The 25,713-nt window shown below is 68.2% G+C and carries 28 protein-coding genes; 19 read left to right on the top strand and 9 right to left on the bottom strand.

Going from position 1 to position 25,713, the window contains the following annotated elements; all coding sequences use genetic code 11:
* The first annotated feature begins 147 nt into the window (after positions 1-147).
* From OXS49_RS24475 to cysC, 7 genes are all read left to right on the top strand, one after another.
* Positions 148-444 (top strand): hypothetical protein, encoded by a 297-nt coding sequence (locus OXS49_RS24475; protein WP_243999908.1) that lies wholly within the window; start codon positions 148-150, stop codon positions 442-444.
* 143 nt (positions 445-587) lie between these two features.
* Positions 588-755, top strand: coding sequence for a hypothetical protein (locus tag OXS49_RS24470; protein ID WP_243999910.1), 168 nt, complete (start codon positions 588-590; stop codon positions 753-755).
* Between the two features lie 77 nt (positions 756-832).
* On the top strand, positions 833-1,012 hold the full coding sequence (locus OXS49_RS24465) for a hypothetical protein (protein ID WP_243925818.1): 180 nt from the start codon (positions 833-835) through the stop codon (positions 1,010-1,012).
* 353 nt (positions 1,013-1,365) lie between these two features.
* Complete coding sequence (locus tag OXS49_RS24460) at positions 1,366-2,571, top strand: homoserine O-acetyltransferase (RefSeq protein WP_243999912.1); 1,206 nt, start codon at positions 1,366-1,368, stop codon at positions 2,569-2,571.
* 8 nt (positions 2,572-2,579) lie between these two features.
* Complete coding sequence (gene metW, locus OXS49_RS24455; protein ID WP_243999915.1) at positions 2,580-3,284, top strand: methionine biosynthesis protein MetW; 705 nt, start codon at positions 2,580-2,582, stop codon at positions 3,282-3,284.
* Positions 3,285-3,571: 287 nt separating this feature from the next.
* On the top strand, positions 3,572-4,693 hold the full coding sequence (locus tag OXS49_RS24450; RefSeq protein WP_267427276.1) for a hypothetical protein: 1,122 nt from the start codon (positions 3,572-3,574) through the stop codon (positions 4,691-4,693).
* Positions 4,694-4,830: 137 nt separating this feature from the next.
* Positions 4,831-5,481, top strand: coding sequence for an adenylyl-sulfate kinase (cysC, locus tag OXS49_RS24445; RefSeq protein WP_267427277.1), 651 nt, complete (start codon positions 4,831-4,833; stop codon positions 5,479-5,481).
* Between the two features lie 16 nt (positions 5,482-5,497).
* Here cysC and OXS49_RS24440 read toward each other — a convergent pair whose 3' ends face one another.
* The 3 genes from OXS49_RS24440 to OXS49_RS24430 are packed head-to-tail and all read right to left on the bottom strand — an operon-like array spanning position 5,498 to position 7,815.
* Complete coding sequence (locus tag OXS49_RS24440; RefSeq protein ID WP_267427275.1) at positions 5,498-6,832, bottom strand: sensor histidine kinase; 1,335 nt, start codon at positions 6,830-6,832, stop codon at positions 5,498-5,500.
* A complete protein-coding gene (locus OXS49_RS24435) occupies positions 6,829-7,497 on the bottom strand; it encodes a response regulator transcription factor (protein ID WP_243999936.1) in 669 nt (222 codons plus the stop codon). The genes OXS49_RS24440 and OXS49_RS24435 overlap by 4 nt, the downstream gene beginning before the upstream one ends.
* A gap of 15 nt (positions 7,498-7,512) precedes the next feature.
* Entirely contained in the window at positions 7,513-7,815 is a 303-nt protein-coding gene (locus OXS49_RS24430; RefSeq protein ID WP_243999922.1) for a PepSY domain-containing protein, read from the bottom strand.
* A 111-nt stretch (positions 7,816-7,926) separates the two neighbouring features.
* Here OXS49_RS24430 and OXS49_RS24425 point away from each other — a divergent pair, with 111 nt between their 5' ends.
* Both OXS49_RS24425 and OXS49_RS24420 read left to right on the top strand, forming a co-directional pair.
* Positions 7,927-8,511, top strand: a complete 585-nt coding sequence (locus OXS49_RS24425; RefSeq protein ID WP_267427274.1) for a thermonuclease family protein — start codon at positions 7,927-7,929, stop codon at positions 8,509-8,511.
* 243 nt (positions 8,512-8,754) lie between these two features.
* Positions 8,755-9,006, top strand: a complete 252-nt coding sequence (locus OXS49_RS24420; protein ID WP_267427272.1) for a hypothetical protein — start codon at positions 8,755-8,757, stop codon at positions 9,004-9,006.
* 9 nt (positions 9,007-9,015) lie between these two features.
* Here the strand turns inward: OXS49_RS24420 and OXS49_RS24415 are convergent, their stop codons facing one another.
* Together OXS49_RS24415 and OXS49_RS24410 are read right to left on the bottom strand one after the other, a co-directional pair.
* Positions 9,016-10,002 (bottom strand): catalase family peroxidase, encoded by a 987-nt coding sequence (locus OXS49_RS24415; RefSeq protein ID WP_244001334.1) that lies wholly within the window; start codon positions 10,000-10,002, stop codon positions 9,016-9,018.
* Between the two features lie 158 nt (positions 10,003-10,160).
* Positions 10,161-12,467, bottom strand: coding sequence for a lytic transglycosylase domain-containing protein (locus OXS49_RS24410; RefSeq protein ID WP_267427271.1), 2,307 nt, complete (start codon positions 12,465-12,467; stop codon positions 10,161-10,163).
* A 200-nt stretch (positions 12,468-12,667) separates the two neighbouring features.
* Between OXS49_RS24410 and dapA the strand changes: the two genes are divergently transcribed.
* The 3 genes from dapA (at position 12,668) to OXS49_RS24395 (ending at position 14,705) form a co-directional block, all read left to right on the top strand.
* A complete protein-coding gene (dapA, locus tag OXS49_RS24405; protein WP_267427269.1) occupies positions 12,668-13,567 on the top strand; it encodes a 4-hydroxy-tetrahydrodipicolinate synthase in 900 nt (299 codons plus the stop codon).
* 28 nt (positions 13,568-13,595) lie between these two features.
* Positions 13,596-14,069, top strand: coding sequence for an SsrA-binding protein SmpB (gene smpB / locus OXS49_RS24400; RefSeq protein WP_244001338.1), 474 nt, complete (start codon positions 13,596-13,598; stop codon positions 14,067-14,069).
* Positions 14,070-14,135: 66 nt separating this feature from the next.
* A complete protein-coding gene (locus tag OXS49_RS24395) occupies positions 14,136-14,705 on the top strand; it encodes a peroxiredoxin (RefSeq protein WP_267427267.1) in 570 nt (189 codons plus the stop codon).
* Between the two features lie 4 nt (positions 14,706-14,709).
* On the opposite strand, the gene OXS49_RS24390 is transcribed toward OXS49_RS24395, so the two are convergent.
* The 3 genes from OXS49_RS24390 to rpoZ all read right to left on the bottom strand — a co-directional run bounded on the left by OXS49_RS24390 (position 14,710) and on the right by rpoZ (position 18,579).
* A complete protein-coding gene (locus OXS49_RS24390) occupies positions 14,710-15,351 on the bottom strand; it encodes an NYN domain-containing protein (RefSeq protein ID WP_244001342.1) in 642 nt (213 codons plus the stop codon).
* 350 nt (positions 15,352-15,701) lie between these two features.
* Positions 15,702-17,966, bottom strand: coding sequence for a bifunctional (p)ppGpp synthetase/guanosine-3',5'-bis(diphosphate) 3'-pyrophosphohydrolase (locus tag OXS49_RS24385; protein ID WP_244001410.1), 2,265 nt, complete (start codon positions 17,964-17,966; stop codon positions 15,702-15,704).
* Between the two features lie 202 nt (positions 17,967-18,168).
* Positions 18,169-18,579: a DNA-directed RNA polymerase subunit omega gene (gene rpoZ / locus OXS49_RS24380; protein ID WP_244001344.1), complete on the bottom strand. Its 411-nt coding sequence runs from the start codon at positions 18,577-18,579 to the stop codon at positions 18,169-18,171.
* A gap of 238 nt (positions 18,580-18,817) precedes the next feature.
* Here rpoZ and fabD point away from each other — a divergent pair, with 238 nt between their 5' ends.
* From fabD to OXS49_RS24355, 5 genes are all read left to right on the top strand, one after another.
* Positions 18,818-19,762, top strand: a complete 945-nt coding sequence (fabD, locus tag OXS49_RS24375; protein ID WP_267427266.1) for an ACP S-malonyltransferase — start codon at positions 18,818-18,820, stop codon at positions 19,760-19,762.
* A 124-nt stretch (positions 19,763-19,886) separates the two neighbouring features.
* A complete protein-coding gene (fabG, locus tag OXS49_RS24370) occupies positions 19,887-20,624 on the top strand; it encodes a 3-oxoacyl-[acyl-carrier-protein] reductase (RefSeq protein ID WP_244001348.1) in 738 nt (245 codons plus the stop codon).
* 332 nt (positions 20,625-20,956) lie between these two features.
* On the top strand, positions 20,957-21,196 hold the full coding sequence (locus OXS49_RS24365; RefSeq protein WP_007559070.1) for an acyl carrier protein: 240 nt from the start codon (positions 20,957-20,959) through the stop codon (positions 21,194-21,196).
* A 258-nt stretch (positions 21,197-21,454) separates the two neighbouring features.
* Positions 21,455-22,714, top strand: a complete 1,260-nt coding sequence (fabF, locus tag OXS49_RS24360) for a beta-ketoacyl-ACP synthase II (RefSeq protein ID WP_267427263.1) — start codon at positions 21,455-21,457, stop codon at positions 22,712-22,714.
* 42 nt (positions 22,715-22,756) lie between these two features.
* On the top strand, positions 22,757-24,766 hold the full coding sequence (locus OXS49_RS24355; protein WP_267427261.1) for a hypothetical protein: 2,010 nt from the start codon (positions 22,757-22,759) through the stop codon (positions 24,764-24,766).
* A 25-nt stretch (positions 24,767-24,791) separates the two neighbouring features.
* Here OXS49_RS24355 and OXS49_RS24350 read toward each other — a convergent pair whose 3' ends face one another.
* On the bottom strand, positions 24,792-25,010 hold the full coding sequence (locus OXS49_RS24350) for a YidB family protein (RefSeq protein ID WP_267427260.1): 219 nt from the start codon (positions 25,008-25,010) through the stop codon (positions 24,792-24,794).
* Positions 25,011-25,156: 146 nt separating this feature from the next.
* Here OXS49_RS24350 and OXS49_RS24345 point away from each other — a divergent pair, with 146 nt between their 5' ends.
* Together OXS49_RS24345 and OXS49_RS24340 are read left to right on the top strand one after the other, a co-directional pair.
* Complete coding sequence (locus OXS49_RS24345) at positions 25,157-25,408, top strand: DUF4926 domain-containing protein (protein ID WP_267427259.1); 252 nt, start codon at positions 25,157-25,159, stop codon at positions 25,406-25,408.
* Positions 25,405-25,713: DUF6883 domain-containing protein (locus tag OXS49_RS24340; RefSeq protein ID WP_267427258.1), on the top strand; the 309-nt coding region annotated here is incomplete at its 3' end. The genes OXS49_RS24345 and OXS49_RS24340, both read left to right, overlap by 4 nt.

The raw sequence follows: 25,713 nt of genomic DNA, 5'->3' as shown, positions 1-25,713 counted from the left end.
GCGCGGTGCGGATGACGGTTCGCGCCCGTCTACAACATTTCCTTTGCCGGTGAACCCAGGCCCGCTCGCCGTCGTAGGTTCGCGGCTCCATGCCCACCCCGCACCGCCCTATCTGCTCGATTTCACTGGACCGCAAAGGACCGAGCCATGCCCCTCACACGCTACCTGGACGGCGGCGCCCACATCCTGCCCGCCGACGACAGCCTGATCCGCTTCGCCATGACCGACGGCGCGCGGGTGATCGGCATCGACGTGCCGATCCCGGTGCTGCGTGAGCATTTCGGCGCGGGCGCCGATGGGGCACCCCTCGACCTGTTCGCCCGCAACCAGGCGGCAATCGAGGCGGCCGCCAGCCGCGCCTACGACCGGACCGACACACCCAACGACCTGCTGGATATGGGGCCGGAGGATTTCGACACGGGGCCCGCGCAAGCCAAGCTCTGACGGCGATCGTCCCTCCGCGCCCGCCGCGGCAAAACCGGCGACGCGCAAATGCCGCGGGGCACGCGCCACGTTTCGGCCTGTTGAACCTTGAGACAGGGCGCAACGGGCGTGCCGCGCCCGGCATATGCGTGGATGGATCGAGAATGCCCGGTGACCTGATCCCCTGCAGCCTGTTCCTGATCGGGATCCTCACCTCGGTCGCTGCAGATTGCCGCCTCCGGCGCGTGGAAGCGGCGCCCTGGGCCAACGGCTGCATCACCGTTGCCGGTGCAGCCCTGGTCTTCGCCGCCTGCGCGGCGGCGATCCGCTGAGGAACCGTCGGCCATCGGATGGACTTCACCCCCGGGTTCGACGGCCGGGTGATGGCTGGCGGCGGGATGAGGTCTTCATGGTTTCGCTACAGGCTCTGGCCGGCTGTGCCCTCGTGCTGGCCGGGATCCTGATCGAGAGCGCGGCGAGCCGGCACTGGTGGGCCGGAGTCGGCGCCGACCGTCTCGATGCCCGGGCCGCCCTCGCGGTCGCATTGCCGGCCCTGGGGCTGGCGCTGATGGCCGCGCCGATCGCCTGAGCCGGGGGCAGCGCCCGCGGGGCCGCACGCGATCGACCACACGGCGACGCGTGGCGGCCCGATCTAGACCTTCGTCATCAGAGGACGGAGGGGGATATGAGCCAGTTTTTCGACTTCGTCCGGAACGGCGCGTCCTGCATGGTCGAGCCCGCCTGGATGCGGGTCCGGCAGGCCCTGGCATCGGCCACGGCTGGCCGGTCGGTAAAGCCGCACCGACGGGGCGCGTTGACGCTGGCCGCCCCGCGCATTACCTCCGAACCCTCGCTGGCCGCATCGGGCGAGGGCGGCGCGTCAGGCGAAACCGTGCTCTCCCGGTCCGGACCCGCTCAGAGACACGGTCGTCAAGACCCGCCATGGACACCCAACCGGACACGGCCCTGCGGCCGGACCCGATCGACGAGCCGACCCGGCGCGCCTCCGAGCGCTCGCAGGCGCTCGACCCGAAGAGCCCGGTCGCTTGCTTCGGTACGGACCGGCCGCTCCTCACCGACGCGGGCGTCGAACTCGCGCCGTTCCAGATCGCCTACCAGACCGCCGGCACCCTCAACGCCGCGCGTTCGAACGCGGTGCTGATCTGCCACGCGCTCACGGGCGATCAGTATTTCGCCCACACCCATCCGGTCACCGGCAAGGGCGGCTGGTGGGAGACGCTGGTCGGCCCCGGCAAGCCGATCGACACGGACCGCTACTTCGTGATCTGCTCGAACGTCATCGGCTCCTGCATGGGCTCCACCGGCCCGGCTTCGATCGACCCGGCGACGGGCCGGCCCTACGGGCTGAACTTCCCGCTGGTGACGATCCGCGACATGGTCCGTGCCCAACTGATGCTGCTGGAGCATCTCGGCGTGCGGGACCTGTTCCTGTGCATCGGCGGCTCGATGGGCGGGATGCAGGTGCTGCAATGGGCGGCGCTCTATCCCGAGCGCGTCTTCGCCGCGATGCCGATCGCCACGGGGCCCCGCCACTCGGCACAGAACATCGCGTTCCACGAGGTCGGCCGGCAGGCGATCATGGCGGATCCCGCCTGGGCCGACGGGCGCTACCTCGAAGAGGGCACGCGTCCCGCCAAGGGGCTCGGCGTCGCCCGGATGGGCGCGCACATCACGTATCTCTCCGAGCCGGCCCTGCACCGGAAGTTCGGCCGCCGCTTCCAGGGCGGCTCGGCGCCGACCTTCTCGTTCAACGCCGATTTCCAGATCGAGAGCTACCTGCGCCACCAGGGCCTGAGCTTCGTCGAGCGGTTCGACGCCAACGCCTACCTCTACCTCACCCGGGCGATGGACTATTTCGACCTCGCCGAGGACCATGGCGGCGTGCTCGCCAATGCGTTCCGCGGAACGAAGACCCGCTTTTGCGTGATCTCCTTCACCTCCGACTGGCTGTTCCCCACCCGGGAATCCCGGGCGATCGTCCACGCGCTGAACGCCGCCGCGGCGCCGGTCGCCTTCGTGGAGGTCGAGAGCGACAAAGGCCACGACGCCTTCCTGCTCGACGAGCCGGCGATGTTCTCCGCCGCCCGCGGCTTCATCGACGCTGCAGCCCGGGCGCGCGGCCTGTGACCGGCACGGTGGACAGGCTCCCGCTCGGACAGACCGTCCACGGCGCGCCCTGGGAGGGCGCGGACGCCCTCCCCCATGCCGGGGAGGGCGCCGCGCCCCGGGTCGACCACCTCGTGGTGCTCGGCCTCGTCCCGGCGGGCGCCCGGGTCCTCGACATCGGCTGCGGCGACGGCTCGTTGCTGGCGCTCCTGCGCGACCGGCGGGGCATCGACGGCCGCGGGATCGAGCTGACCCGGGAGGGGGTGAATGCCTGCCTCGCCCGGGGCCTCTCTGTGATCCAGGGCGACGCCGACACCGACCTCGCCAATTATCCGGACGGCGCTTTCGACGTGGTGGTCCTGTCCCAGACCATCCAGGCGACCCGCAATCCGCGGGTGGTGCTGGAGCACCTGCTGCGGATCGGACGGCAGGTGATCATCTCGTTCCCGAATTTCGGGCATTGGCGGGTCCGGTCGGAACTCGCCCTGCGCGGGCGCATGCCGGTCACCGAGATCATGCCGGACGCGTGGTGGGAGACCCCGAACATCCACCATTGCACGATCCGCGATTTCGTCGGGCTCTGCCGGCTGATCGGCGCCCGGATCGAGCACGCGACCGCGCTCAACGCCCGCGGCCGGCCGATGCGGTTCTCGATGCCCTGGTGGGTGTGGAACCTGTTCGGCGCGCAGGGGGTGTTCCTGCTCCGCCGCGACGGCGCCGAGGCCGGACGCTAGGGCGCCATCCCAAGGGACGATCGCCCGCGTCGGCATCGGACGAAGCGAGCCCATCGAAGCGGATCGACGGCTCCGCGCCGTTTGGCCGGTATCCATCCGCGACATGTCCTGAAATAGACCAGAAACGGAGCTTGGCTATTTCTGGTCGCGTTCCCGTGATCGGACCGTGATTACGGATCTACTTGGCTGTGTGTCTGGATACTCACGTCCGCGCGTCGCGCGTGGACTGTGCTCTGTCGCGCCGACACCGGTCGGGATCGTAGAATCCAACAGGGTCGACAGGACACGTGCGACGCGCAATCATCCATATCGGGATGCCGCGGACCGGCTCCACCTCGTTCCAAGAGGTGTTGGCGAGGCTGCGTCCGCGCCTTGACGCCGTCGGGATCTGCTATCCGAAGCTCGCTCCCCCGGGCGCTCCGGAAAGCCTCGACGTCAACCACCACCGGCTCGGTCAGGGGCTCGACCGGCGCCGTCCCGAGGCTGAGCGCCGCGCCGGCCTCGCGCGGCTCGACGAGGCCCTTGCCACGACCCGGGCGGATACGCTGATCCTCTCCTACGAGGATTTCGCCGTGCAGCGGGCTCGCTGGCGCATCCCGGAGATCCTGGCCGAGATCTGCGCGCGGCATGGCTTCGCCCTGGAGACGGCCCTGGTCGTCAAGCCGCGGGCCGAGCAACTGGCGTCCGCCTACGCCCTGCGGGCCCAGGTCGTCTCCGAGGGCCGCACCTTCCGGGGATTTCTGGGCGTCGAGGGCGCCTCCGGGCGCTACGATTACGGTGCGCTGCTGGAGGCATGGCGGCGGGCTTCCCAGGGCCGCGTGACCGCCGTGCCGTTCCGCGACCGCCGGTCGGACGCGCCGCTGCTCGCGCGGCTGATCGGCGACCTCGGCCTGCGCGATCGCCTGGCGCTGCTGCTGACCCCGGCCGATCTCGAATACCGGACCAACCGCAGTTCGGGGCCGCTCGCCGTCGAAGCCGCGCGCCGCCTGTACCGGGACGGCGTGCACCGGCAGGTGATCGGGCATCCGCGGCAGCTCGGCCATGTCCTCGATCGCTGGGCGTGGACGCGGGGGCTGGATCCGGAACGGTTCCGTGGCGACGCGCCGGAGGGACTGGCCCAGGTCGCGGCGCGCTACGCCGCCGCCAACGAGGGCTTCGCCGCCGCGTGCTGGGGTCGGCCCTGGGATACGGTCATCGAGACCGCGCCGGCCGCATCCCCGAACGAGCTCGCCGCCCGGCCGGTCGTCCCGGAGACGGAGGCCCTGGTCGCCGCAATGGCACGGGCGGCGATGGATCACGTCGCCTTCCGGCCGTCCCCCACGTGGCGCCGCCGGGCGGCCTACCTGCTGGAGGACTTCAAGGAGCGCCTCGGCGACGCGGTCGGATACCCGGCGTGGCGTGTGCCCTGACGCGGCTCGGCCCCTCCCTCGCGATGTTCGGAAACTGGCAGCCGCGGCCGCGGACGATGCTCCAGGTCGTTTTCTCGCATCCTCTTTTCCCCGAAAGCCGACAACCACCTTTCGGGACGATGCTCTGGGCGATGGATATGTGCGTCTTGCAGAAGATCCCGACCGGCGCCCCTCGGAGCCGCGTGACATGGCACCACCTTCAGCCCCGGGAGGAGCGGTGGGCGCGCCTCGGCCAGGGTCCGGTCATCGCATGGCTGACGGGCCTGTCGGGGGCCGGCAAGTCGACCCTTGCGGCGGCGGCCGACCGGACGCTGGTGGCAGGCGGCCGGCACAGCGCGGTCCTTGATGGCGACAACCTCCGCCACGGGCTGAACGCCGACCTGACCTTCACGGCGCCGGACCGGTCCGAGAACGTCCGCCGCACCGCCGAGGTGGCGCGGCTGATGGCCGAGGCGGGCTCGGTGGTGATCGTCTCTCTGATCTCGCCCTACCGCGCCGACAGGGCGCTGGCCCGGCGGATCGCCGGGGACATCCCGTTCGTGGAGGTGTTCGTCGACACGCCCCTCGGCCTGTGCGAGGCCCGCGATCCGAAGGGCCTGTACCGTCTGGCCCGGGCCGGCCGGATTCCGGACTTCACCGGGATCTCGGCCCCTTATGAGGCGCCTGAGCGGCCGGACCTGACCATCGCCACGGATGGCCGCACGACGCAGGCCTGCGCCCGGACCTTGAGTGCACTGCTCATGCGCCTCAGCCGGCCGGTCGAGGGCAGGGAGAAGCCGAGGCGGTGAGCGGTCTAGGGCCGCCCTACAGGCCCGGCCAGCGCAGCGCGGCCCGCAGGCCCCCCAGCTCCGAGCGCCCGAACTCCAGATGCGCCCCCGCGGCCTCGGCGACGTCCCGGGCGATGGCGATGCCGAAGCCGGTCCCCGGCCGGGTCTCGTCCCAGCGCTGGCCGCGGCCGATGCCGGCGATCGCCGCTGAGCTCATGCCGGGGCCGTCATCCTCGACGGCAAGGCACTGGCGCCCGGCTTCCGTCTGCCCGGTGATCCGCACGCGGCGGTGGGCCCATTTCCGCGCGTTGTCGAGAAGGTTGCCCAGCACCTCCATCAGCTCACCCTCCTCCCCCGGATAAGTGAGCGCCTCTGGAACCGACACCGCCCAGTCGAGGGAATCCCCCTCCGGCAGCCGGCGCATCGTCGCGATGAGCCGCTCCGCCACCGGGGCCACCCGGCAGGAGCGCCGCCGGAGATCGCCGGAGGCGGCAATCCGTGCCCGGGCGAGCGCCCGCTCGACCTGCCCGCCCATCGCCCGCGCCTGCTCGGCGATCTCGGCCGAGAGGGTCGGATCGGCGGGTCCGGTCCGGCGCGCCAGGGCGTCGAGCACCGCGAGCGGCGTCTTGAGGCCGTGGGCCATGTCGGCGGCCGCGTCCCGGGCGCGGATCAGGGCCCGCTCCTGCGCGTCGAGCAGCCGGTTGAGGTCGGCGACCAGCGGCCGGACCTCGTCGGGGAAATGCTCCGGCAGCCGTGTCCGGGTCCCGGCATGGACCGCCAGGAGATCCGATTGCAGCAGCCGGAATGGTGCCAGCGCCCGGCGCACGAACAGCGCCATCGCCAGCGTCAGCACGACGAACAGGGCGACGAGCCCCGGGACAAGCAGGCGCAGGAAGGTCGTCCGACTCGCCGCGAGGTTGCGCCGATCCTCAGCCACGATCACCCGCAGATCGGTCTCGGCGCCGCTCGGCCCGATCGTGAGGGGCTGGATCACCGCGATGAGCCGGCCGCCGTCCGGCCCGGTCGCGTCGATGGTGCCGGCCGCGTCCGCCTTGCCCAATTCCAGGCTCTTGTCCCAGAGCGAGCGCGACCGCAGGACGTGGGATCCCGCTTCCGCCTGCCAGTACAGGCCGCCATAGGGCGTGGCGAAGCGTGGGTCGGGTGGCTCCCGGGAGAGGGCCGGGCTCCCGTCCGGGGCGAGGGTGACCCGGCCGGCGATCAGCTTGGCGGTCCGGTCGAGGCCGTCGGCGGTGCGCGCGTCGAGCACCCGGTCGAGGATCACGGTCAACCCGATCCCGGCGAGCAGGAGCGCCAGGGCGATCAAGGCCGCCGCCGCGAGGCCGAGCCGGAGGCGGAGCGAATCCCGGCTCACGGGCCGTCCGCGGCCGGGACGCAGTAGCCCTGACCGCGCCGCGTCTCGATCACCCCCGGGCCGAGCTTGCGGCGCAGGCGGGTGAGCAGCGCCTCAAGGGCATTCGCCTCGCGCTCGGTGCCGACTCCGTGGAGGTGGTCGAGCAGCTCGCCCGCCGGCACCACCTGCCCCGGCCGGTGCAGCAGGAACGCCAGGAGCCGGTATTCCAGGGCGGTCAATTCGGTCGGGCGGCCATCGACGCTGACCGCCCGGGTCCGGGTGTCGAGCTCCACGGCGCCCGCGCGCAGGATTGGCGAGGCATGGCCGGCGGTGCGCCTGAGGATCGCCCGGAGCCGCGCCACCAGCTCTTCCATGCGGAACGGCTTGACGAGGTAGTCGTCGGCCCCGGCATCGATGCCCTCGACGCGCTCGCGCCAGCCGTCGCGGGCGGTGAGGATCAGCACCGGCAGCGCGACGTCGGCGGCCCGCAGCCGCCGCAGCACCCCGAGCCCGTCGAGGCGCGGCAGGCCGAGATCGAGCACCATGGCGTCGTAGGGCTCGGTCTCGGCCCGGAACCACGCAGCCTCCCCGTCCGCCACCACGTCGGCGACATAGCCGGCCCGCTCCAGGCCCTGCCGGATGTCGGCGGCGATGCGCGGCTCATCCTCGACGATCAGGACGCGCACGGATGACCCTGCCACTCAATCATCGTCGTCGTCGTCCAGGATCTTGGCCGAGCCGGCATCGACCTTGACGGTCCGGCGCTTCCCGTCGGCGCCGAGGATGCGCAGCTTGTAGCGCCAACGCCCGTCGTCGCGCTTCAGATCGACCGATACGACGTCGCCCGGCACCGCTTCGCGGGCGGCGTGCAGGATCTCGTCGAGGGGGCGGATCTCGCCCTTCTCCAGGGCCTGACGGGCGCGGTCGGCGTCCTCGGAGGCGGATGCGGGTGCGCCTGCGAGGACGGCGAGCAGGCAAAGCGAGGCGGTGCGGCGGGCATTCATGCGGGTACGCGGTAGCGCGCTTCCCCTGACGGGAGACTGACAGGCGCCGTCAGGATCGCGGGGCTGGGCTTCGGCACAAGGGGCCCATACCCCGTCCGGAGACCTGAAACCATGTCGCTGATCCTCGGTGCCCTCCTCGCCTGCGCGGCCGGTGTCGCCGGCACTCTCCTCTGCCCGGACGACAAGGCCGGCCGGTCGCGCCTGCCGCTGTTGGCGGTGCTCCTGGCCGGCGGCCTCGCCGGGCATACACCCGCCCGGGCCGGCGAGGTCCTTCAGGGCCCCGCCCAGGTGATCGACGGGGGCACCCTCCGTGTCGGCGCGCGTCAGGTCAGCCTGTCCGGCATCGTCGCGCCGGATGCCGGCCAGACCTGCTCGGACGCGCAGGACCGGACCTATGCCTGCGGCCGGGACGCCGCCCGGGCGCTCGCCGACCGTATCGGCGAGGCGGCGGTCGCCTGCGAGCCGCGGGGCGGTGGGGAGACGGTCGTGGCGCTGTGCCGGATCGGCGATGAGGATCTCGGTGCCTGGATGGTGGCCCACGGTCTCGCCGTGCCCGAGCGCGACGCCGCGCCCGCCTATGCGGCGGCGGCCGACCGGGCCTGGGGACGGCGCCTCGGCCTGTGGTCGGGGGTGTTCCAAGACCCGGCCGAGCGCCGCGGCCGTCGCGCCGCGGCGGGGTTGCACATCGCGGGCTGACGCCATCGATGCTCTTCGTTCCGGGACGATCGGGGTTTCGAAAGGGCGAGCCCTTTCGCGGGTGCAGGGCAGTGCCTTGCTGGGTTCGGGCGGAACCCGATATCGGGGCCCTGCCCCGACACCCCGCCAAAGGGCATGGCCCTTTGGGATCCGTGATCCCAGAGCGCCCACGCCGGGGAACGCTCCCGGATGCAGCCCGGTTGGTCCGGCAAGCCCGCCTCGCCGATGAACCGCGGAGGTCCCGTGAGACGCCTGACACACACTGCCCTCCTGGTCGGCCTCGTAACCTGCGCCGCGGGGGGCACCCACGCCGCGGAGGGCCAGAGTGCCGGTTCCGCCGCCGGTCGCAAGGACGGCGCGCCCACCACCAGCATGGGCGCCGGTGGACTGACCGGAACCGGCGCCACCCAGAATGGGGCTCGCACCGGAGCCGACTCGGCGCCGAAAGGCAGCGCGAAGCCGCCCTCGGCGCCGGCCGCCGGCACCACCCGCTGATCCGGTCGGTTACTGCGAGCGCCGGCTGAACGAGACCGCGTAGGCCTGCACCCGGGCGTCGATCAGCGGATCGTCCGAGACCTCGATGCCGTCGGTGAGGTTGTTCGGCATGAACAGCAGCGCCTTCTCGGCCTCGGCGCTGTTCGGCACCGCCTGCGAGACCGTCAGCGTACCGAGATCGACCGTCTTGCGGTCGTTCGGCCAGGGCTTGGTGGCGTCGTTGGTCGGGTCGCCGGCGTCAGCCAGCTGGGCCAGGACGTGGAACTTCGCCGGCTCCTTGGCGATGCGAGGCCCGATCTCCCCCATCAAATAATTCGGATCGCGCTTGGCCGCCTCCTCCGGCGGCAGGATCTCCTCGCCCTGCACCGGCTCGATGCGGAAGCGGAACGGCTGGCGCTTGCCGTCCTTGTCCACGAAGATGAAGGCGTTGACGCCGTTATAGGTCTGCCGGGCGAAGCTCGATGGCGTCTTGGCGGTGCCGCCTGCCGTAGCGGCGGCCGGGTGGGCCGCGGCGAAGCGCTCCAGCGCGGTCGGATGAGCCGCGTCCGGGCCGCTCTCGGCGACCGCTCTCAGGAGGTCGCGGAAGTCTTCTCCGGTGGCGACCGGGAAGTACTTCAGGGAGTTGGTGACGACGTCCATGTCCGAGCCGTCGCTGAGCTTGAACTTGAGCGACAGGCCGTGCGGGTTGGCATTGGCGGCACCGTCCGGGATGGTCGGCACGCCGGTGGAGTCGGAGAAGCGGATCGTCACCGGCACCGCCGGTCCCTGGAACAGGGAGGCCTTGCTGATCTTCGCGGCCTCCGCCGACGGGGTGAAGCTGCCCTCGGCGACCACGCCCTTGGCGTGATTGGCCCGCGCGCCCGGATGCTTGCCGAACAGCGTGTTCATCGCATCGACCGTCTGCTCGGCCGTGGAGGCATCCTGAGCCAGGGCCGGCGCAGCGGTCGCGAGCGCGGTGCTCAGCAGGAGGGCGAAACCCAATCTCGAATGCAGCATGAGGATCCTCTCGGCAGCGATGGCCCGCCCGGGCCCGGTCAACAGGGACCGGACCATCTTCTAGGGAGCCACACGCTGGAGGCACAACCAAAAGCTATGCCGCTGCGGCGTGCGGGTTGCGTCCTGGCGGCGCTCATCCGCTCGCAAAGGCGTCGACGTTACCGCGCCCCGCGATGCAGGTCGCCGTCGATCAGGAGTGCGCTGCGGCTGTCGAGCCGGGAGCGGTAGACCTGCAGGTTCTCCATCACCCGCTGCACGTAGTTGCGCGTCTCGGTGAAGGGGATGCGCTCCACCCAGTCGATCACGTCGACGCCCGGCTTGCGCGGGTCGCCATAGGCGTCGATCCACTTCTTCACGTTGCCGCCGCCCGCGTTGTAGGACGCGAAGGCCAGCACGTAGGAGCCGCGCCAATCCTCCATCAGCTCGCCGAGATGGGCCTGCCCGAGCTTGGCGCAGTAGGCGGGATCGCTGGTCAGGCGATCGACGTCGTAGGTGGCGGCAACTCGGCGTGCCGTGCGCTGGGCGGTGGCCGGCATCATCTGCATCAGGCCCCGGGCGCCGACGCCCGACTGGGCGCGGGGGTCGAACTGGCTCTCCTGGCGGGCGATCGCGTAGACCATGGCCCGTTCCACCTGCGGCACTGCCGTATAGGTCTCGTAGGCCGGGATCCCGATCGTCGGGTAGGCGTGGGCGTCGAGCGGCAGGCCGCGTTGGACCGCGAGCTTGCCGATCGCCACCAGGGCGCGGGGATCCTTCATGTCGGTGGCGAGGTCGCCGAGCGCCTGGATCTCGCGCGGGTCGGACAGCTCCCGGGCGGCGTCGATGTAGAGCGGCAGGGCGAGATCCTTGATGCCGGCCTCGCCCAGCATCCGGAGGGCCCGGATGTAGAGCCGCCCCTCGAAGGCCTGCCGTTCAGGCCCTTCGAGATCCGCGGGCGCCCGCAGGGGCAGGCTGGTCTGGCCCAGCTGCGCCCGCGCCACCTGCCCGTAATAGGCGATCGGCTGCAGGGCGGCGCGCTCGTAGTCGCGCTTCGCCTCGTCCGACCGGCCGAGCGCCTCGGCCGTCCGCCCCTGCCAGTAGGCGGCCCGCGCCACCGAAATCGGGCTCTCCGCGATGGTGGCCATCCGGGCGAAGTGCTGTGCGGCGGCGGCCGGATCGCCGGTGAAGCGCAGCGCGATCCAGCCGGCGTGGAACTCGGCCTCGATCCGCTTCTCCGGCGAGCGTGCCGCCGGGGCGCTCGCGACTCTGTAGGCCGTCTTCGCGTCGCCGAGGTCGAGGAGCTTGCGCGCCACGATCCGGCGCTCGACCCACCACTCGTCGCCGTCGACCAGCACATCCGGGTTGGTTGGGGCTGCGGCCAGCACGGCGGCGGCCTCCTCGGGCTTGTCGGCCCGGCGGAGATACTGCGCCCGGGAGAAGATGTAGGAGGCATCCCCGCGCAGCGACGGCGGCACTGCGGCAAGCGCCGTTGCGGCCCCGGACGACTTGTCCTCCACGGCCCGGCGGGCGCGCACGAGGCTGGCATAGGAGCCGCCCGCGTAGCCGGCCGCCCGGCCGGCGCTGTCCCAATCATCCTTCAGGAGCGCCCGCTCCATCCGGAAGCGGTGATCGACCCGGGCGAGCGCCTCCGGGAAGGCATCGAGCACCTTGGCCTCGAGGCTGCGCCCGAAACTCTCGGCGCGCCAGAGGTCGCGGACCATCTCGGCGGCATCCGCCTCGTAGCCGTCGGCGCGGAGCGCCAGCGCCAGGGCGAACTTGCCCGGCGCGCTTGCGGGCTTCGCCGTGGCGAAGAACGCGCGGACCGTCGCGGGGGGCTTCCGCTCGGAGAGCAGCGCCTCCTCGGCCCGGCGGCGCAGCAGGGGGCCGGCCGGCCAGTCCGGATTGGCCCGGGCGAACGCGATCGTGCGGTTGAACCCGATTCCCGCGCCCGCGCGGATCGCCACCCATTCGAGCAGCGCCTTCGCGGCTGGATCGGTGAAGCCGTCGCGCATCCGGTCGCCGTCGGCGACCCGGCCCTTGCGGTAGAGGTCGATCGCGCCGCGCAGCAGCGTCGGATCGGTGTCACCGGAGATTTTTGGACGCGCGGGGTCGGGCACTTCGGGGACCGGGGCCGCCGGGGCGACGGCCGCGTCGGGCATCGGGAAGGCCACCGGGGCGTCCGGGTCGGCCGACGCATAGGCCGAGGCCGCGGCCGGCAGCGGCCGGGCGGGTTCCTCGCCCTTCTCGTCGCCGGAGGCGTGGACCGGATCGAGCTTCAGGGCGTCGGCCGCGACGGGGTCGGCGGCCTTCCCGGCCTCCGCACCGCGGATCTGCGCAGCCGAGAGGGCGGCGTCGCTGGCGGGGGGCGTCGGCTGCGTCGCGGGGGCGTCCGGGACCGCCAGCGCCACGCCGACGGTGGCGATGAGCGCGGCCACAGCCAGAGACGTGCGCTTCGGGGCCAGAGTCGCGGCGGCGGATCGGATCACGATGTCCCCCTGCTGATCACCGGGGCGGGAAAGAGTGAGCATCGGACGGCGACCATAAAGATCGCGTTAACCGTCGCGACGATCTGTTTGCGCGCCGTGGCCCGACCGCCTATGTCTGCCCGTCCGCGCCCGTACGGTGCGGACCACGCGCGGCGCCGAGAACGCCGGATTCCCGATAGGGACCCTTTGGGACGCCTGAGATGACCGAGATGACCGGGAGCCGCCTGCGGGGCTCGCTCACCGCGCTGGTGACGCCCTTCCGCGACGGGGCCTTCGACGAGGCCGCCTTCCGCAAGTTCGTGCGCTGGCAGATCGAGCAGGGCAGCCACGGTCTCGTGCCCACCGGCACCACCGGCGAGAGCCCGACCCTGACCCATGCCGAGCACGACCGGGTGGTCGAGTCCTGCATCGACGAGGCGGGTGGGCGCGTGCCCGTGGTGGCGGGCGCGGGCTCCAACTCCACTGCGGAAGCCGTCGCACGGGCGCGGCACGCCGAGCGCGCCGGGGCCGACGCCGTCCTGGTGGTGACGCCGTACTACAACAAGCCGACGCAAGAGGGCCTCTATGCCCACTTCAAGGCCGTCAACGATGCGGTCGGCATTCCGATCATCATCTACAACATCCCGCCGCGCTCCGTCGTCGACATGAGCGTCGAGACGATGGCCCGGCTCTTCGAGCTGAAGAACATCGCCGGCGTGAAGGACGCGACCGCCAAGATCGACCGCGTCAGCCAGCAGCGTCAGGCCATGGGGCCGAACTTCCTCCAGCTTTCAGGCGAAGATGCGACGGCGCTCGGCTACAACGCCCAGGGCGGCCACGGCTGCATCTCGGTGGTGGCGAATGTCGCCCCCCGGCTCTGCGCCGACCTGCAGGAGGCGACGCTCTCGGGCGACTACGCCAAGGCGCTGACCATCCAGGACCGGCTGTTCCCGCTGCAGACCGGCCTGTTCGCCGAGGCCAACCCGGCGCCGGCGAAGTACGCGCTGGCCCGGCTCGGCCACATAACCGAGGAGCTGCGCCTGCCGCTGGTGCCGGTGACCGAGCCCACGAAGCGCATCGTGGACGCCGCCCTGCGGCATGCCGGCCTGCTCGAAGGCTGATCCGCAAGGCTGAGAGAGTCACACAGAAATGGCCCCGAAACCGGAGCCCGGCCGGCGCATCGTCGCCGACAACCGCGCCGCGCGTTACCATTACACGATCGAGGACACCCTCGAGGCCGGCATCGCCCTGACCGGCACCGAGGTGAAATCCCTGCGCGGCGGCAAGGCCACGATCGGCGAATCCTATGCCGGCCCCTCCGGCAACGACCTGATGCTGTTCAACGCCTATATCCCGGAATATTTGGAGGCGAACCGCTTCAACCACGAACCCAAGCGCCCGCGCCGCCTGCTGCTGCATCGCCGCCAGATCAACAAGCTGATCGGCGCAACCCAGCGCCAGGGCTACACGGTGGTGCCGCTGAAGATCTACTTCAACGACAAGGGGCGGGCGAAGGTCGAGCTGGGGCTCGGCAAGGGCAAGCAGGCGCACGACAAGCGGGAGGCCGCCAAGGAGCGCGACTGGCAGCGCGACCGGGCGCGGCTGCTGCGGGACCGGGGGTAGCAACGGACGGTTCTTCTGCCCGACCCGAGATCGGGATAGGCTCATGGTCTCCGAGCGGAGCGACCCATGCCATCCAATCCCGACGTCCTGCCCTCGGACCTCCCCGTCCCCGCGGATGACGGCGCAGCCGATCACCTACGCGGGATGCGTCTGCCCGACGTGGCGCTGACCGCCACGGATGGGCGCACGATCTCCCTGGCCAAGCTCTCCGGCCGCACCATCGCCTACGCCTATCCTCGAACCGGCGAGCCGGGACGGCCGGGCCTGACGCCCGATTGGGACGCGATCCCCGGTGCCCGGGGCTGCACGCCACAGGCCTGCGACTTTCGCGACCGCCATGCCGAACTGAAAGCCCACGGCGTCGCCCAGATCTACGGTTTGTCGACCCAGACCAGTGCCTACCAGCGGGAGGCCGCCGAGCGGCTGCGCCTGCCGTTCCCGCTTCTCTCCGATCCGCACCGCGCCTTCGCGATGGCGGCGCGTCTGCCGGTCTTCGAGGTCGGCGGCCAGGTGCTGCTGCGCCGGCTCACCCTGGTGATCGACGACGGCGTGGTCACGCACCTGTTCCACCCGGTCTTCCCGCCGGACCAGAGCGCCCGGCAGGTTCTCGATTGGCTCGGCGCAACGGGCACCTGAGGCGCTATTCCTCCTCGGAATCCGGCTGGCGGATGCCGTAGCGGTTCTCCAGGCTCGGGCTCGGACGACCCTCGCCGCGGTAGCGGCTCGACGAGTCGCCCGCGGTCCGCGCCGGCCGCTCGCTCGGCTCGCGTCCGATCCGCCCCGCGAGGCTCGCCAGATCGACGAACTCGTCGGCCTGCCGCCGCAACTCGTCGGCGATCATCGACGGCTGTGTCTGGATCGTGGAGATCACCGTCACCTTGACGCCGCGCCGTTGCATCGCCTCGACCAGCGAGCGGAAATCGCCGTCGCCGGAGAACAGGATCATATGATCGATATGGGCGCTGAGCTCGAGGGCGTCGATCGCCAGCTCGATGTCCATATTACCCTTGTATTTCCGCCGCCCCATGGAATCGGTGAATTCCTTCACCGGCTTCGTCACGACGCGGTAGCCGTTATAGTCGAGCCAGTCGATCAGCGGACGGATCGAAGAATATTCCTGATCCTCGATCATCGCAGTATAATAGAACGCGCGAAGAAGATTCTCCCGCGATTGAAATTCCTTGAGCAGTTTTTTATAGTCAATGTCGAAGCCGAGGGCCTTGGTGGTCGCGTAGAGATTGGCGCCGTCGATAAAGACTGCGCTGCGTTGATTTGCTGTCATGAACAGTTCAATTCCTGAAACATTTGGGGTGACGGGAAATCATATTCAGAAACCGTCATGCTTTGACCGCGGCCTCGGGCCGGGGATGTATCGGCGCGATCGACCGTCGCTATGCTCTGCAATCCGGGGCGATAAGCGCGGTCGTTCTCCGGTGACCGTCGCCCGGGCAATTCGACCATTCGTCTCAAATGCGTCCGTGTCAAGCTTAACGGCGGCCTTGTTGCGCTAAACATCGGTGATAACGGGCATTACAGTCGCGGAGATCCATCTTTGTCAGATGGCCGACCGTTTTCGGAAGACTTACTGACGTTGAGAGCGTCAACTTGAGATGCGCAACCCAGCGGGTGGGCCTAACCGTTCACACGCTCCACGCTGTTCACAGCACGCTTGCCGCGCAGTTCTGCAATGATTGCATTCAGGTGTTGAAGATCCCAGACCGACAGATCGATGGTGATGTCGGTAAAGTCCTGCGTGCGCCGCTTCATCGAAATATTATCGATGTTGCCGTCATGATCGGCGATCACCTGAGCGATCTGCGCGAACACCCCCGGCTCGTTGATCGACTTGAGCGCCAGCCGGGCGGGAAAGCGCTCTCCGCCGAGCGCCTCGGTGTCCCAACGGACGTCGAGCCAGCGCTCCGGCTCGTTGTCGAAAGCGGCGAGCGCCGCGGACTGGATCGGATAGACGGTGACGCCGACCTCGGGGGTCAGGATGCCGACGATCCGGTCCCCCGGGACGGCGCCACCATTCGGCGCGAAGGTCACCGGCAGATCGCCGGCAAGGCCGCGGATCGGGATCGCGTCGCTGCGCCCCTCGGCCACTCCGTCCTTGCCGTCGGCGCCCGGGAAGGTCAGCCGCATCGTCTGGTCGGCGGAGCGCACGAGGCGGCCGGCACCGCCGGCCGGCCCCGGTACGGCGGCTGGCCGGCGCTCGTCGCGGTGGTCCGGATAGACGGCCCGGACCACGTCGCCCGAGAACATCTCGCCGCGCCCGACGGCGGCGAACACGTCCTCGGTGGTGGCGCGGGCGAGCCGTGGCAGGGCGCCGCGCAGCTTGTCCTCCGAGAAGGTCTTGGCGGCGCGCTCGAAGGCCCGATCCAGGATCTGGCGGCCGAGACCGGCATATTGCCGGCGCACCGCAGCCCGTGTCGCCCGGCGGATCGCCGCCCGGGCCTTGCCGGTCACCACCAGGGATTCCCAGGCGGCCGGCGGCGAGGCGCCGTCCGAGCGCATGATCTCGACCTCGTCGCCGTTGGCGAGTTCGTGCAGCAGCGGCGCCATCCGGCCGTTGATCTTGGCCCCCACCGCGGTGTTGCCGACGTCGGTGTGGACCGCGTACGCGAAATCGATCGGCGTCGCGCCCCGCGGAAGCGCGATCAGACGGCCCTTGGGGGTGAAGCAGAACACTTGATCCTGGAACAGCTCCAGCTTGGTGTGCTCCAGGAACTCCTCCGGGCTGTCGCCCTCGGCGAGCAGCTCAATGGTCCGGCGCAGCCACTGATAGGCGCCGCTCTCGGCCGCCAGCTTCGGGTGGACGCTGCCCTCGCCCTCGCGGCGAACCGGCTCCTTCCCGAATTCCTGACCGAGTTCCTTGTAATGGGCATGCGCGGCGATGCCGTACTCGGCGATGTCGTCCATGGCGCGGGTGCGGATCTGCAACTCGACGCGTTGGCTCTTCGGCCCGATCACCGTGGTGTGGATCGAGCGGTAATCGTTCTGCTTCGGGGTCGAGATGTAGTCCTTGTACCGCCCCGGGACCATCGGCCAGCTGGTGTGGACGATGCCGAGCGCCGCGTAGCACGCCTGCACCGTATCGACGACGACCCGGAAGCCGAAGATGTCGGAGAGCTGCTCGAAGGCGACCGACTTGCGCTCCATCTTCGACCAGATCGAGAACGGCCGCTTCTGCCGGCCGTTGACCTCTGCGGTGATGCCCTGCGCGCCGAGCTTCTCGGTCAGCACCTGTGCGATGGTCTCGACCACGCTCTCGGACTTGGCGGTGAGCCGGGCGAGCCGCTGCGTGATGGTGGCGTAGACCTCCGGCTCGATGTTGCGGAAGGCCAGATCCTCCAACTCCTCGCGCAGCTCCTGCATGCCCATGCGGCCGGCGAGCGGCGCGTAGATGTCCAGCGTCTCCTGCGCGATGCGGTGGCGCTTGTCCTCCCGCATGTGCTGGAGGGTGCGCATGTTGTGCAGGCGGTCGGCGAGCTTGACCAGCAGAACGCGCACGTCCGCGGCGACCGCCAGCAGCAGCTTGCGGAAGTTCTCGCCCTGCGCGGCCTGCTTTGAGACGAGGTCGAGCCGCTTGAGCTTGGTCAGCCCGTCGACCAGCGCGCCGATCTCCGGCCCGAACAGGCGGCGGATCTCTTCAAGCGTCGCCTCGGTGTCCTCCACGGTGTCGTGCAGGACCGCGGCCACGATGGTAGCGTCGTCGAGGTGGAGATCCGTGAGGATCGCGGCGACTTCGAGCGGATGGGCGAAGAACGGGTCGCCCGAGGCGCGCTTCTGCGTGCCGTGCGCCTGCATGGCGTACACGTAGGCGCGGTTCAGCAGCGCTTCGTCGGCGGTCGGGTTGTAGCGCTTGACCCGCTCGACGAGCTCGTACTGGCGCATCATCCGCCGGGACGGGGCTGGCTCCAGGGAGGGACGCGGGGTCGGGATCACGCGCGATTGTTCCGCAACCGCCGTCTCGGCGCCAGCCCCCTGTGGCGGGGACGTGCCGTTCGTCGCCGGGGCAGCCTCGGAACGAGAGAACCCGGCGTCTCCGCCGGGCCCGGTCGTGGTCAGGTCGTGCGCATCCAGGCCCACGTCTTCCGGCTCACTCGCCCTCGTCGTCGGTCTCGACCGGCGGAGCGAGGTTTTCGAGACCGCGCAGCAGATCTTCCTCGCTCATGCGGTCGAACTGGGGAGCCGCATCGTCGCTGGAGGATTGCGGCGCCACCGCGGCGGCGGCCGGCGAGCTCGACAGCAGCGGCACGGTCTCGGCCTCCGGCTCGTCCACCTCGACGTATTTCTGCATCGAGTGGATCAGCTGCTCCTTGAGGTCGTCGGCCGTGATCGTCTCGTCGCCGATCTCGCGCAGGGCCACGACGGGGTTCTTGTCGCGGTCGCGGTCGACGGTGAGCGGGGCGCCGGCGGCCAGCAGGCGGGCGCGGTGGCTCGCCAGCAGAACGAGCTCGAACCGGTTCTCGACCTTCTCGATGCAATCTTCGACGGTGACGCGCGCCATGCGGGGCGGCTCCTTGGGCTTGAGCGACGGGTGATGTCGGGTATGGGCGCACCGTACACCGGATGCCGTTGTGCAACAAGCACAGCGGCTTGCGCAGGGCGCACGCCCGCCGGCGGGGCCGCTGCATGGTGCGGCGCATTGTTGACACCTGCGGCAACGGGTGCGAGTCCGCCCGCCATTCCAGAGGTTCAGCCGACACGGGCGGCGCTCGCGCGCCGCGGAGCGATCAAGACCGGATATGCGCGCACTCATCTTCCCCGGCCAGGGCAGCCAGGCGGTCGGCATGGCGCGGGACCTCGCGGCGGCGTTCCCGCAGGCGAAGGCCGTGCTCGACGCGGTCGATGCCGCGCTGGGCCAGAACCTGTCGCGCCTGATGTTCGAGGGGCCGGCCGAGGCATTGACCCTCACGACCAACGCCCAGCCGGCCCTGATGGCGGCGAGCCTCGCGGTGCTGCGGGTGCTGGAGGCCGAGCGCGGCCTGGACCTGACCCGCGACGTCGCCTGCGTGGCCGGCCATTCCCTGGGCGAGTACGCGGCTCTGGCCGCCGCCGGCAGCCTGACGATCGCCGATGCCGCAAAACTCCTGCGCCTGCGCGGCGCGGCCATGCAGGAGGCGGTGGCGCCCGGTGTCGGAGCGATGGCGGCTTTGATCGGAACCGATCTCGAAGCAGCGCGAGATGTCGCCGAAGCAGCCGCTCAGGAAGCCGGCGGCGGCGTGGTCTGCGACGTGGCCAACGACAACGGCGGCGGTCAAGTCGTTCTGTCGGGCGACCGGGAGGCGGTGGAGCGGGCCATCGGCCTCGCCGCCGGCCGCGGGATCAAGCGCGCCGTGCTGCTCAACGTCTCGGCGCCGTTCCATTGCCGGCTGATGGCTCCGGCCGCCGAGGCCATGGCCAGGGCGCTGGCCGCCGTGCCCCTGAACGCCCCGCGCGTCACCCTGTACGCCAACGTGACGGCCGCGCCGGTCTCCGATCCGGAGGCGATCCGCAAGGCCCTGGTCGCGCAGGTCACCGGAACGGTGCGCTGGCGCGAGAGCATCGCCGCCATGGCGGAAGCGGGCGTCGACAAATTCTATGAGCTTGGCGCCGGCAAGGTGCTCACCGGCCTCGTCAAGCGCATCGCCCCCCAGGCTGCGGCCAGCGCGATCGGCACGCCGGCCGACGTCGCGGCCTTCGCGCTGTAACGGTTTTCCGAAGGGCCAAGCCCTTCGGCGGGGTGTCGGGGCGGAGCCCCGATGTCGGGCTTTGCCCTGCACCCGCAGAAGGCCTCGGTCTTTCGAAACCGGACGACTTTAAGAGGAGCCCTGCATGTTCGATCTCACCGGCCGCAAGGCCCTCGTCACGGGTGCCACCGGCGGCCTCGGGCAGGCGATCGCCCGGTCGCTGCACGCGCAGGGCGCGCATGTCGCCCTCTCGGGCACCCGGCAGGCCGCCCTGGAGGCGCTGGCCGCCGAACTCGGCGCGCGCGCGAGCCCGGTGGTCGCCGACCTCGCCGACAAGGATTCGGTCGAAGGCCTCGTCCCGGCCGCCGAGGCCGCGATCGGCCCCCTCGACATCCTCGTGAACAATGCCGGCATCACCCGGGACAACCTGTTCATGCGGATGAAGGACGAGGAATGGGAGCAGGTGCTCGCCGTCAACCTCACCGCCGCGTTCCGCCTGTCGCGGGCGGCCGTGAAGGGCATGATGCGCCGCCGCTTCGGGCGGATCGTCAATATCGGCTCGGTGGTGGGCTCGACTGGCAATCCCGGCCAGGGCAACTACGCCGCCGCCAAGGCCGGGCTCGTCGGCCTGACCAAGGCGCTCGCCGCCGAGGTCGCCTCGCGCGGGATCACGGTCAACTGCATCGCCCCCGGCTTCATCACCTCGCCGATGACCGATGCGCTCAACGACAAGCAGCGCGAGGGCATCCTGACCCGGGTGCCGGCCGGGCGACTCGGCGAGGGCGCCGAGGTGGCGGCGGCCTGCTTGTACCTCGCCTCCGCGGAAGCCGGCTACGTCACCGGCCACACGCTGCACGTGAACGGCGGTATGGCGATGTACTAGGATGTTTATACTGGTCCTGGCCGCCTCCAAACCAAGGCGAATCAAGTGCTCCGGCACGCAAACGCCACACCGGTGAAGGGTTTCTGAACGGGCCCTCGCCAGGGCGGGAGCCCTGTGCTACCAACCCCCCGCAGCCGCGCAGGGGGTTGACGGTTCAGCGGGTTTTCAGTCCAAGGGCCTCCCGGTGGGGGCATCTCGGTGCACCTTGCCGGTTCACCGTCAGAAGCACGCGCGATCGGACACTGGCCGCTCAACAAGCCCGCAGGGGCGCGACGCGGCCAAGCACCACCCCGAGAAGACTGACAGACCAAAAGGACGAGGACGGAAGACCGATGAGCGATATCGCTGAGCGCGTGAAGAAGATCGTGGTCGAGCATCTGGGCGTCGAGCCCGAGAAGGTGGTCGAGAGCGCCAACTTCATCGACGACCTCGGTGCCGACAGCCTCGACACGGTCGAGCTGGTGATGGCCTTCGAGGAAGAGTTCAACGTCGAGATCCCGGACGATGCGGCCGAGACCATCCAGACGGTCGGCGACGCCGTGAAGTTCCTGGAGAAGAACTCCGCCGCCTAAGAGCTGCTCACGAAACTCCCGGGCACCGGGAGTTCTCCCTCTGATCGCGACAGCGCAGCGGGAATTGCGTGAGAGGCTCTCAGGCGCCGGGATTTTTCGGTTCACGCGGCGCGGGTGAGGCGAAACAGCCCCCGCGCCGTCATGCGTTTCAAGGCGCGCAGGCGTGATGCGTCCCGTCGGGACCGAATCCGCCTCCGGCAGTTATAGACGATGCGCTCCGGCGGCGGCCCGGATGCGCCTCAAGACGGGACGAGTGCGATGCGGCGGGTGGTGGTCACGGGTCTGGGGATGGTCACGCCGCTGGGCAGCGGGGTGGCGCACACCTGGAGCCGGCTGATCGCGGGCGACAGCGGCGCCGGCCCGATCTGCGGCTTCGAATCCGCCGACCTGCCCTGCCGGATCGCCGCGCAGGTCCCGTTCGGCGACGGCACCGACGGCACCTTCAACCCCGACGCGGTGATGGAGCCCAAGGAGCAGCGCAAGGTCGATCCGTTCATCGTCTTCGCGATGGCGGCGGCCGACGAGGCGCTGAAGGATGCCGGCTGGCATCCGAAGAGCCACGAGGACCAGTGCGCCACCGGCGTGCTGATCGGCTCCGGCATCGGCGGCATCGGCGGCATCTACGACGCCTCCGTGACCCTGCACGAGAAGGGCCCGCGCCGGATCTCGCCGTTCTTCATCCCGGGCCGGATCATCAACCTCGCCTCCGGCCAGGTCTCGATCGCCCACGGGCTGAAAGGTCCGAACAACGCCGTGGTGACGGCCTGCTCCACGGGCGCCCACGCCATCGGTGACGCGAGCCGCCTGATCGGGCTGGGCGATGCCGACGTGATGGTGGCGGGCGGCGCCGAATCGCCGGTGAACCGCCTGTCGATCGCGGGCTTCTCCGCCTGCCGGGCGCTGACCACGGGCTTCAACGACACGCCGGAGAAGGCCTCGCGCCCCTACGACCGCGACCGCGACGGCTTCCTCATGGGCGAGGGCGCCGGCATCGTGGTGCTGGAGGAGTACGAGCACGCGAAAGCGCGCGGCGCGCGGATCTACGCCGAGGTGGTGGGCTACGGCCTCTCGGGCGACGCCTACCACATCACCTCCCCCTCGCCGGACGGCGACGGCGCCTTCCGCTGCATGAGCGCGGCGGTGAAGCGGGCCGGGATCTCGCCGTCCGAGATCGGCTACATCAACGCCCACGGCACCTCGACGCCCATGGGCGACGAGCTGGAGCTGAAGGCCGTGGAGCGCCTCCTGGGCGACGCCGCCGCGAACGCCACCATGTCGTCCACCAAGAGCTCGGTCGGCCACCTGCTGGGCGCCGCGGGCTCGGTCGAGGCGATCTTTTCGATCCTCGTTCTGCGCGATGGCGTGATCCCGCCGACGCTCAACCTCGACAACCCCTCGGTCGACACCAAGATCGATCTGGTGCCGTTCGAGGCGAAGCGGAAGCCGGTGGATGTCGTGCTGTCGAATTCTTTCGGATTCGGTGGGACGAATGCCAGCTTGGTGATGCGGCGAGTATAATACTGACCCCATTATTGGATACGAGATGCGCGGCAATACGGAATGTCGTTCGAATCGGATTTTAGAAATAAAGCTAGAAATTTAGTCTCCCCAGCCAGCGATCGTTTTAACGCGGCCGATTGGAATGATGCGTTTGAAAAATCAGTTGGTATTTGCAAGTCGGACATCGATTTAAAAAGCTCAGCATTCTGGATCAATGAGATTTTCTCCAGATTAAGATCGGAGATACCGACTGAAGTTCTCTCTTCGGTCGGCAAACGGAATGCTTTTTTGCTGGCTGTAGCGAGTAGTAATTTATTTTTTAAGGAACTAACAGGCTTGTCGGGCAGGCGTATAGCTGACGCTTTGCGAGCTGGTGCTTTAGCTTCTGATTATATAATTAAAAAATCAGTTCACGACACGGAGGATATGCCAAAATTATCGGCTGACGATAGTAATGAGAACGTGATCGATGCAATGGAGTCATGGTTTTATGACGCGGCCAAGTTCGATGAAATTGGCGAGGAAAGTGCTGATATAGATACGTCTTGTCGACTATCATTTTTCAAATACAACATGCAGTATGCATTAAATGACATTTGGAATTGTATATTGTGGGAGGGATGGTCTATTCAAGAAGACTCAGAATCATTCGTACTGACACCATTTGATCGCGATCTGGCTAGACTCGATCGTGCATGGCATGCTCGATATTATGCAATTTTAACAGGTGCTCCTTCTTTAATTTCTCAGACTTGGCCAAGACTCAACCTTGATCAAAAGCAAAAGCTGGCAAATTATAGCACGGTTGTGCGAGTCGACAGAGCGGGAAGGCGATTGCGGCCACGTATTGGTCGACCGAGTTGTCGTTCTTTAAAAGTGCCAAATTTCTTAATAGATAAATCGATGATAGAGGACTCCTATCTAAATTGCCTTATGGATATGCCGCTATTAAAAAACGCAGATATCACGGGTTGGAATTTATTAAAGGCATGGGGTGTTCTGGCCGATTTTGTCGACTGTGTTACTTCTGATCTCGCCGCAACTCAGCAATTAAATCATGAGAATCTTAGAAGATATTCATTGGAGTTCAGTCGATCCGAGTTACTTCAAATATTGCAGCGCGCACTGCATCTAAGTGAAAAATCGGTTAAAATCGTCTTAGATTTTCTAACGTTTGTTCCTGGAAAAAGCACCAAAAAACATTACGGCCTTTGGGCTTCCCCACTGGTTGAGATCGAAAGTGGGCGACGATACTCGATCTGTACACCTGTGCTCTATACCAGTAACGCGATAAGGAGGGCGGAAATCTGGTTTAGTCAAGGCGGTCTGTTAGATGAATCCAAAGGCAAATCCAAAGGTCTTATTTATGAGCGCAATGTTCGACAGAAGTTTTGCGAAGTCATAAAATCTAATGAGATTCTTGCGCATTCATCTGGATATCCACACTCGCTAAAAAGGGGGCATATTTTTGGCGAGGAAGTTGATTTGATTTTTAAAATTGGAAGTACTTTCGTAGTGTGTGAAATCAAGTGTTTTGTTTTCCCGGCAGATTCACATGCGAAATATAATCTGCGGGAGAACCTTCAGGACGCGGCGAAGCAAGCAGCTCGAAAGTGCAAGGCAGCTGATCAGAATAGAGATTATATTGGAAAAATTTTTCGCCTATCTGAGGATGAAGTTAAAAATGCCAAATTCGCTCCGCTAGTTGTTGTAAATCACGGATTTGGCACAGGGCTTGAGTTTGATGGCTGTATTATAACTGATGAAATGTTTATTTCATCATTCTTAGATGGGCAGGTCTACACATCTTTCGCGGCGAATTCTAATGGCGGTGGCGGAGTGCTGCAGAAAGTCAAATATTATGAAAATGTTAAGGAAGCAGAGGCGTCATTTTTCAATGCCGCACGAAATCCACCAGTTCTGAAGCGATATTTTGATCGCCTTTACTGGGACAAATCGGTCTTTCCAACGGTAAAAGACAAAGGATTTTTCTTGGAAATTTTGTTGCTGAGAGATCTGGATCGAGATGAAACAATAGAGCCTCAATTGATGCTCGGACGCTTTCAGTGATCCCGCTGATGTTCCAATTCTGACGCTACCATCCCCGCCGCTCCGCCTCCCCCGGCACCCGCCCCTGCGGCGTGAGCGTGTGTACCACCTCCGGCAGCGCCTGGGCGAGCTGCGACAGCAGCGTCTCGCGGTCCATCTCGGTCTGCTGTTGGAGGGTGTCCACCGTGTCAGGGCCGAGCGCCCGGGCGAGCTGATCCGAAGCCACTAGGCGGTTGGCGCTGGAGCCGATCCAAGTTTCGATCACGTCGCCGAGGGGCCCCCTGGCGGAACCGGTTCACCAGTCCGTCGAGGCCGCCGAGATCTCGCGGCGGCAGTCGCGCTCACCAAAAGGTTCGGCGTTCCCGGGCAGCGCCCGCTTGCAAAGCCGAGGCCCGCGCGTATCCTCGCGCCATGGTGTTGGCCCGCGCCTATCAGTTCCGCCAGGACGACCCGCGATCGGACCTTCGGGATCTGGATCGCGTCGCGCTAACGGCTGCGGTGGTCAGCGACGACGGGGACGCGCTGCTGCCCGGGACGGAGGGCACCATCGTCAGCGTCTACCGCGACGGGGAGGCCTACGTTGTGGAGTTTCCCACGCCGCTCGGCGCCTTGGCGACGGTTCGGCCCGGCGATCTGAAGCTCATCGAACGCGCGCCGATGTGACGACGCACGTCGGCGCCGTCGTCTGGACCGTCGAACGGCCCAAGATCGTCGGCTATCTGCTCAATCCTGCGCACACGGACGGCGCCTCCAAGGCGAAGTATCTTCTCGCGTTCGGCTACACAGCCGATGCACCCGAGCGGCTGGCCGACGATCTGGTGAGCCATGCCGTCGCCCATTGGCCGGGGCGTCGGATGCTGCCCCCGCTCGGGCGACCGCGGTTGATGTTCGAAGGGCACGTGAGAGCGCCGGATGGCCGCTCCATGTCCCTGCGCGGCGTGTGGGAGGAGACCGCGCCTGCGCAGCTG

The organism is Methylobacterium sp. GC_Met_2, from assembly GCF_026540795.1.
Classification (GTDB): Bacteria; Pseudomonadota; Alphaproteobacteria; order Rhizobiales; family Beijerinckiaceae; genus Methylobacterium.
Note: the sequence above shows the minus strand (reverse complement) of the source record. Positions and strands in the feature narration are given on the sequence as shown.

Excerpts from the sequence above, each read along its gene's own strand:
- OXS49_RS24470 (WP_243999910.1), top strand. The coding sequence starts at position 588 with ATGCCCGGTGACCTGATCCCCTGCAGCCTGTTCCTGATCGGGATCCTC.
- OXS49_RS24385 (WP_244001410.1), bottom strand. The coding sequence starts at position 17,966 with ATGATGCGCCAGTACGAGCTCGTCGAGCGGGTCAAGCGCTACAACCCG.
- OXS49_RS24475 (WP_243999908.1), top strand. The coding sequence starts at position 148 with ATGCCCCTCACACGCTACCTGGACGGCGGCGCCCACATCCTGCCCGCC.
- OXS49_RS24460 (WP_243999912.1), top strand. The coding sequence starts at position 1,366 with ATGGACACCCAACCGGACACGGCCCTGCGGCCGGACCCGATCGACGAG.
- rpoZ (WP_244001344.1), bottom strand. The coding sequence starts at position 18,579 with ATGGCGCGCGTCACCGTCGAAGATTGCATCGAGAAGGTCGAGAACCGG.
- fabG (WP_244001348.1), top strand. The coding sequence starts at position 19,887 with ATGTTCGATCTCACCGGCCGCAAGGCCCTCGTCACGGGTGCCACCGGC.
- OXS49_RS24425 (WP_267427274.1), top strand. The coding sequence starts at position 7,927 with ATGTCGCTGATCCTCGGTGCCCTCCTCGCCTGCGCGGCCGGTGTCGCC.
- cysC (WP_267427277.1), top strand. The coding sequence starts at position 4,831 with ATGTGCGTCTTGCAGAAGATCCCGACCGGCGCCCCTCGGAGCCGCGTG.
- OXS49_RS24465 (WP_243925818.1), top strand. The coding sequence starts at position 833 with ATGGTTTCGCTACAGGCTCTGGCCGGCTGTGCCCTCGTGCTGGCCGGG.
- fabF (WP_267427263.1), top strand. The coding sequence starts at position 21,455 with ATGCGGCGGGTGGTGGTCACGGGTCTGGGGATGGTCACGCCGCTGGGC.
- OXS49_RS24355 (WP_267427261.1), top strand. The coding sequence starts at position 22,757 with ATGTCGTTCGAATCGGATTTTAGAAATAAAGCTAGAAATTTAGTCTCC.
- dapA (WP_267427269.1), top strand. The coding sequence starts at position 12,668 with ATGACCGAGATGACCGGGAGCCGCCTGCGGGGCTCGCTCACCGCGCTG.
- OXS49_RS24395 (WP_267427267.1), top strand. The coding sequence starts at position 14,136 with ATGCCATCCAATCCCGACGTCCTGCCCTCGGACCTCCCCGTCCCCGCG.
- fabD (WP_267427266.1), top strand. The coding sequence starts at position 18,818 with ATGCGCGCACTCATCTTCCCCGGCCAGGGCAGCCAGGCGGTCGGCATG.
- OXS49_RS24415 (WP_244001334.1), bottom strand. The coding sequence starts at position 10,002 with ATGCTGCATTCGAGATTGGGTTTCGCCCTCCTGCTGAGCACCGCGCTC.
- smpB (WP_244001338.1), top strand. The coding sequence starts at position 13,596 with ATGGCCCCGAAACCGGAGCCCGGCCGGCGCATCGTCGCCGACAACCGC.
- OXS49_RS24345 (WP_267427259.1), top strand. The coding sequence starts at position 25,157 with ATGGTGTTGGCCCGCGCCTATCAGTTCCGCCAGGACGACCCGCGATCG.
- OXS49_RS24390 (WP_244001342.1), bottom strand. The coding sequence starts at position 15,351 with ATGACAGCAAATCAACGCAGCGCAGTCTTTATCGACGGCGCCAATCTC.
- OXS49_RS24430 (WP_243999922.1), bottom strand. The coding sequence starts at position 7,815 with ATGAATGCCCGCCGCACCGCCTCGCTTTGCCTGCTCGCCGTCCTCGCA.
- OXS49_RS24365 (WP_007559070.1), top strand. The coding sequence starts at position 20,957 with ATGAGCGATATCGCTGAGCGCGTGAAGAAGATCGTGGTCGAGCATCTG.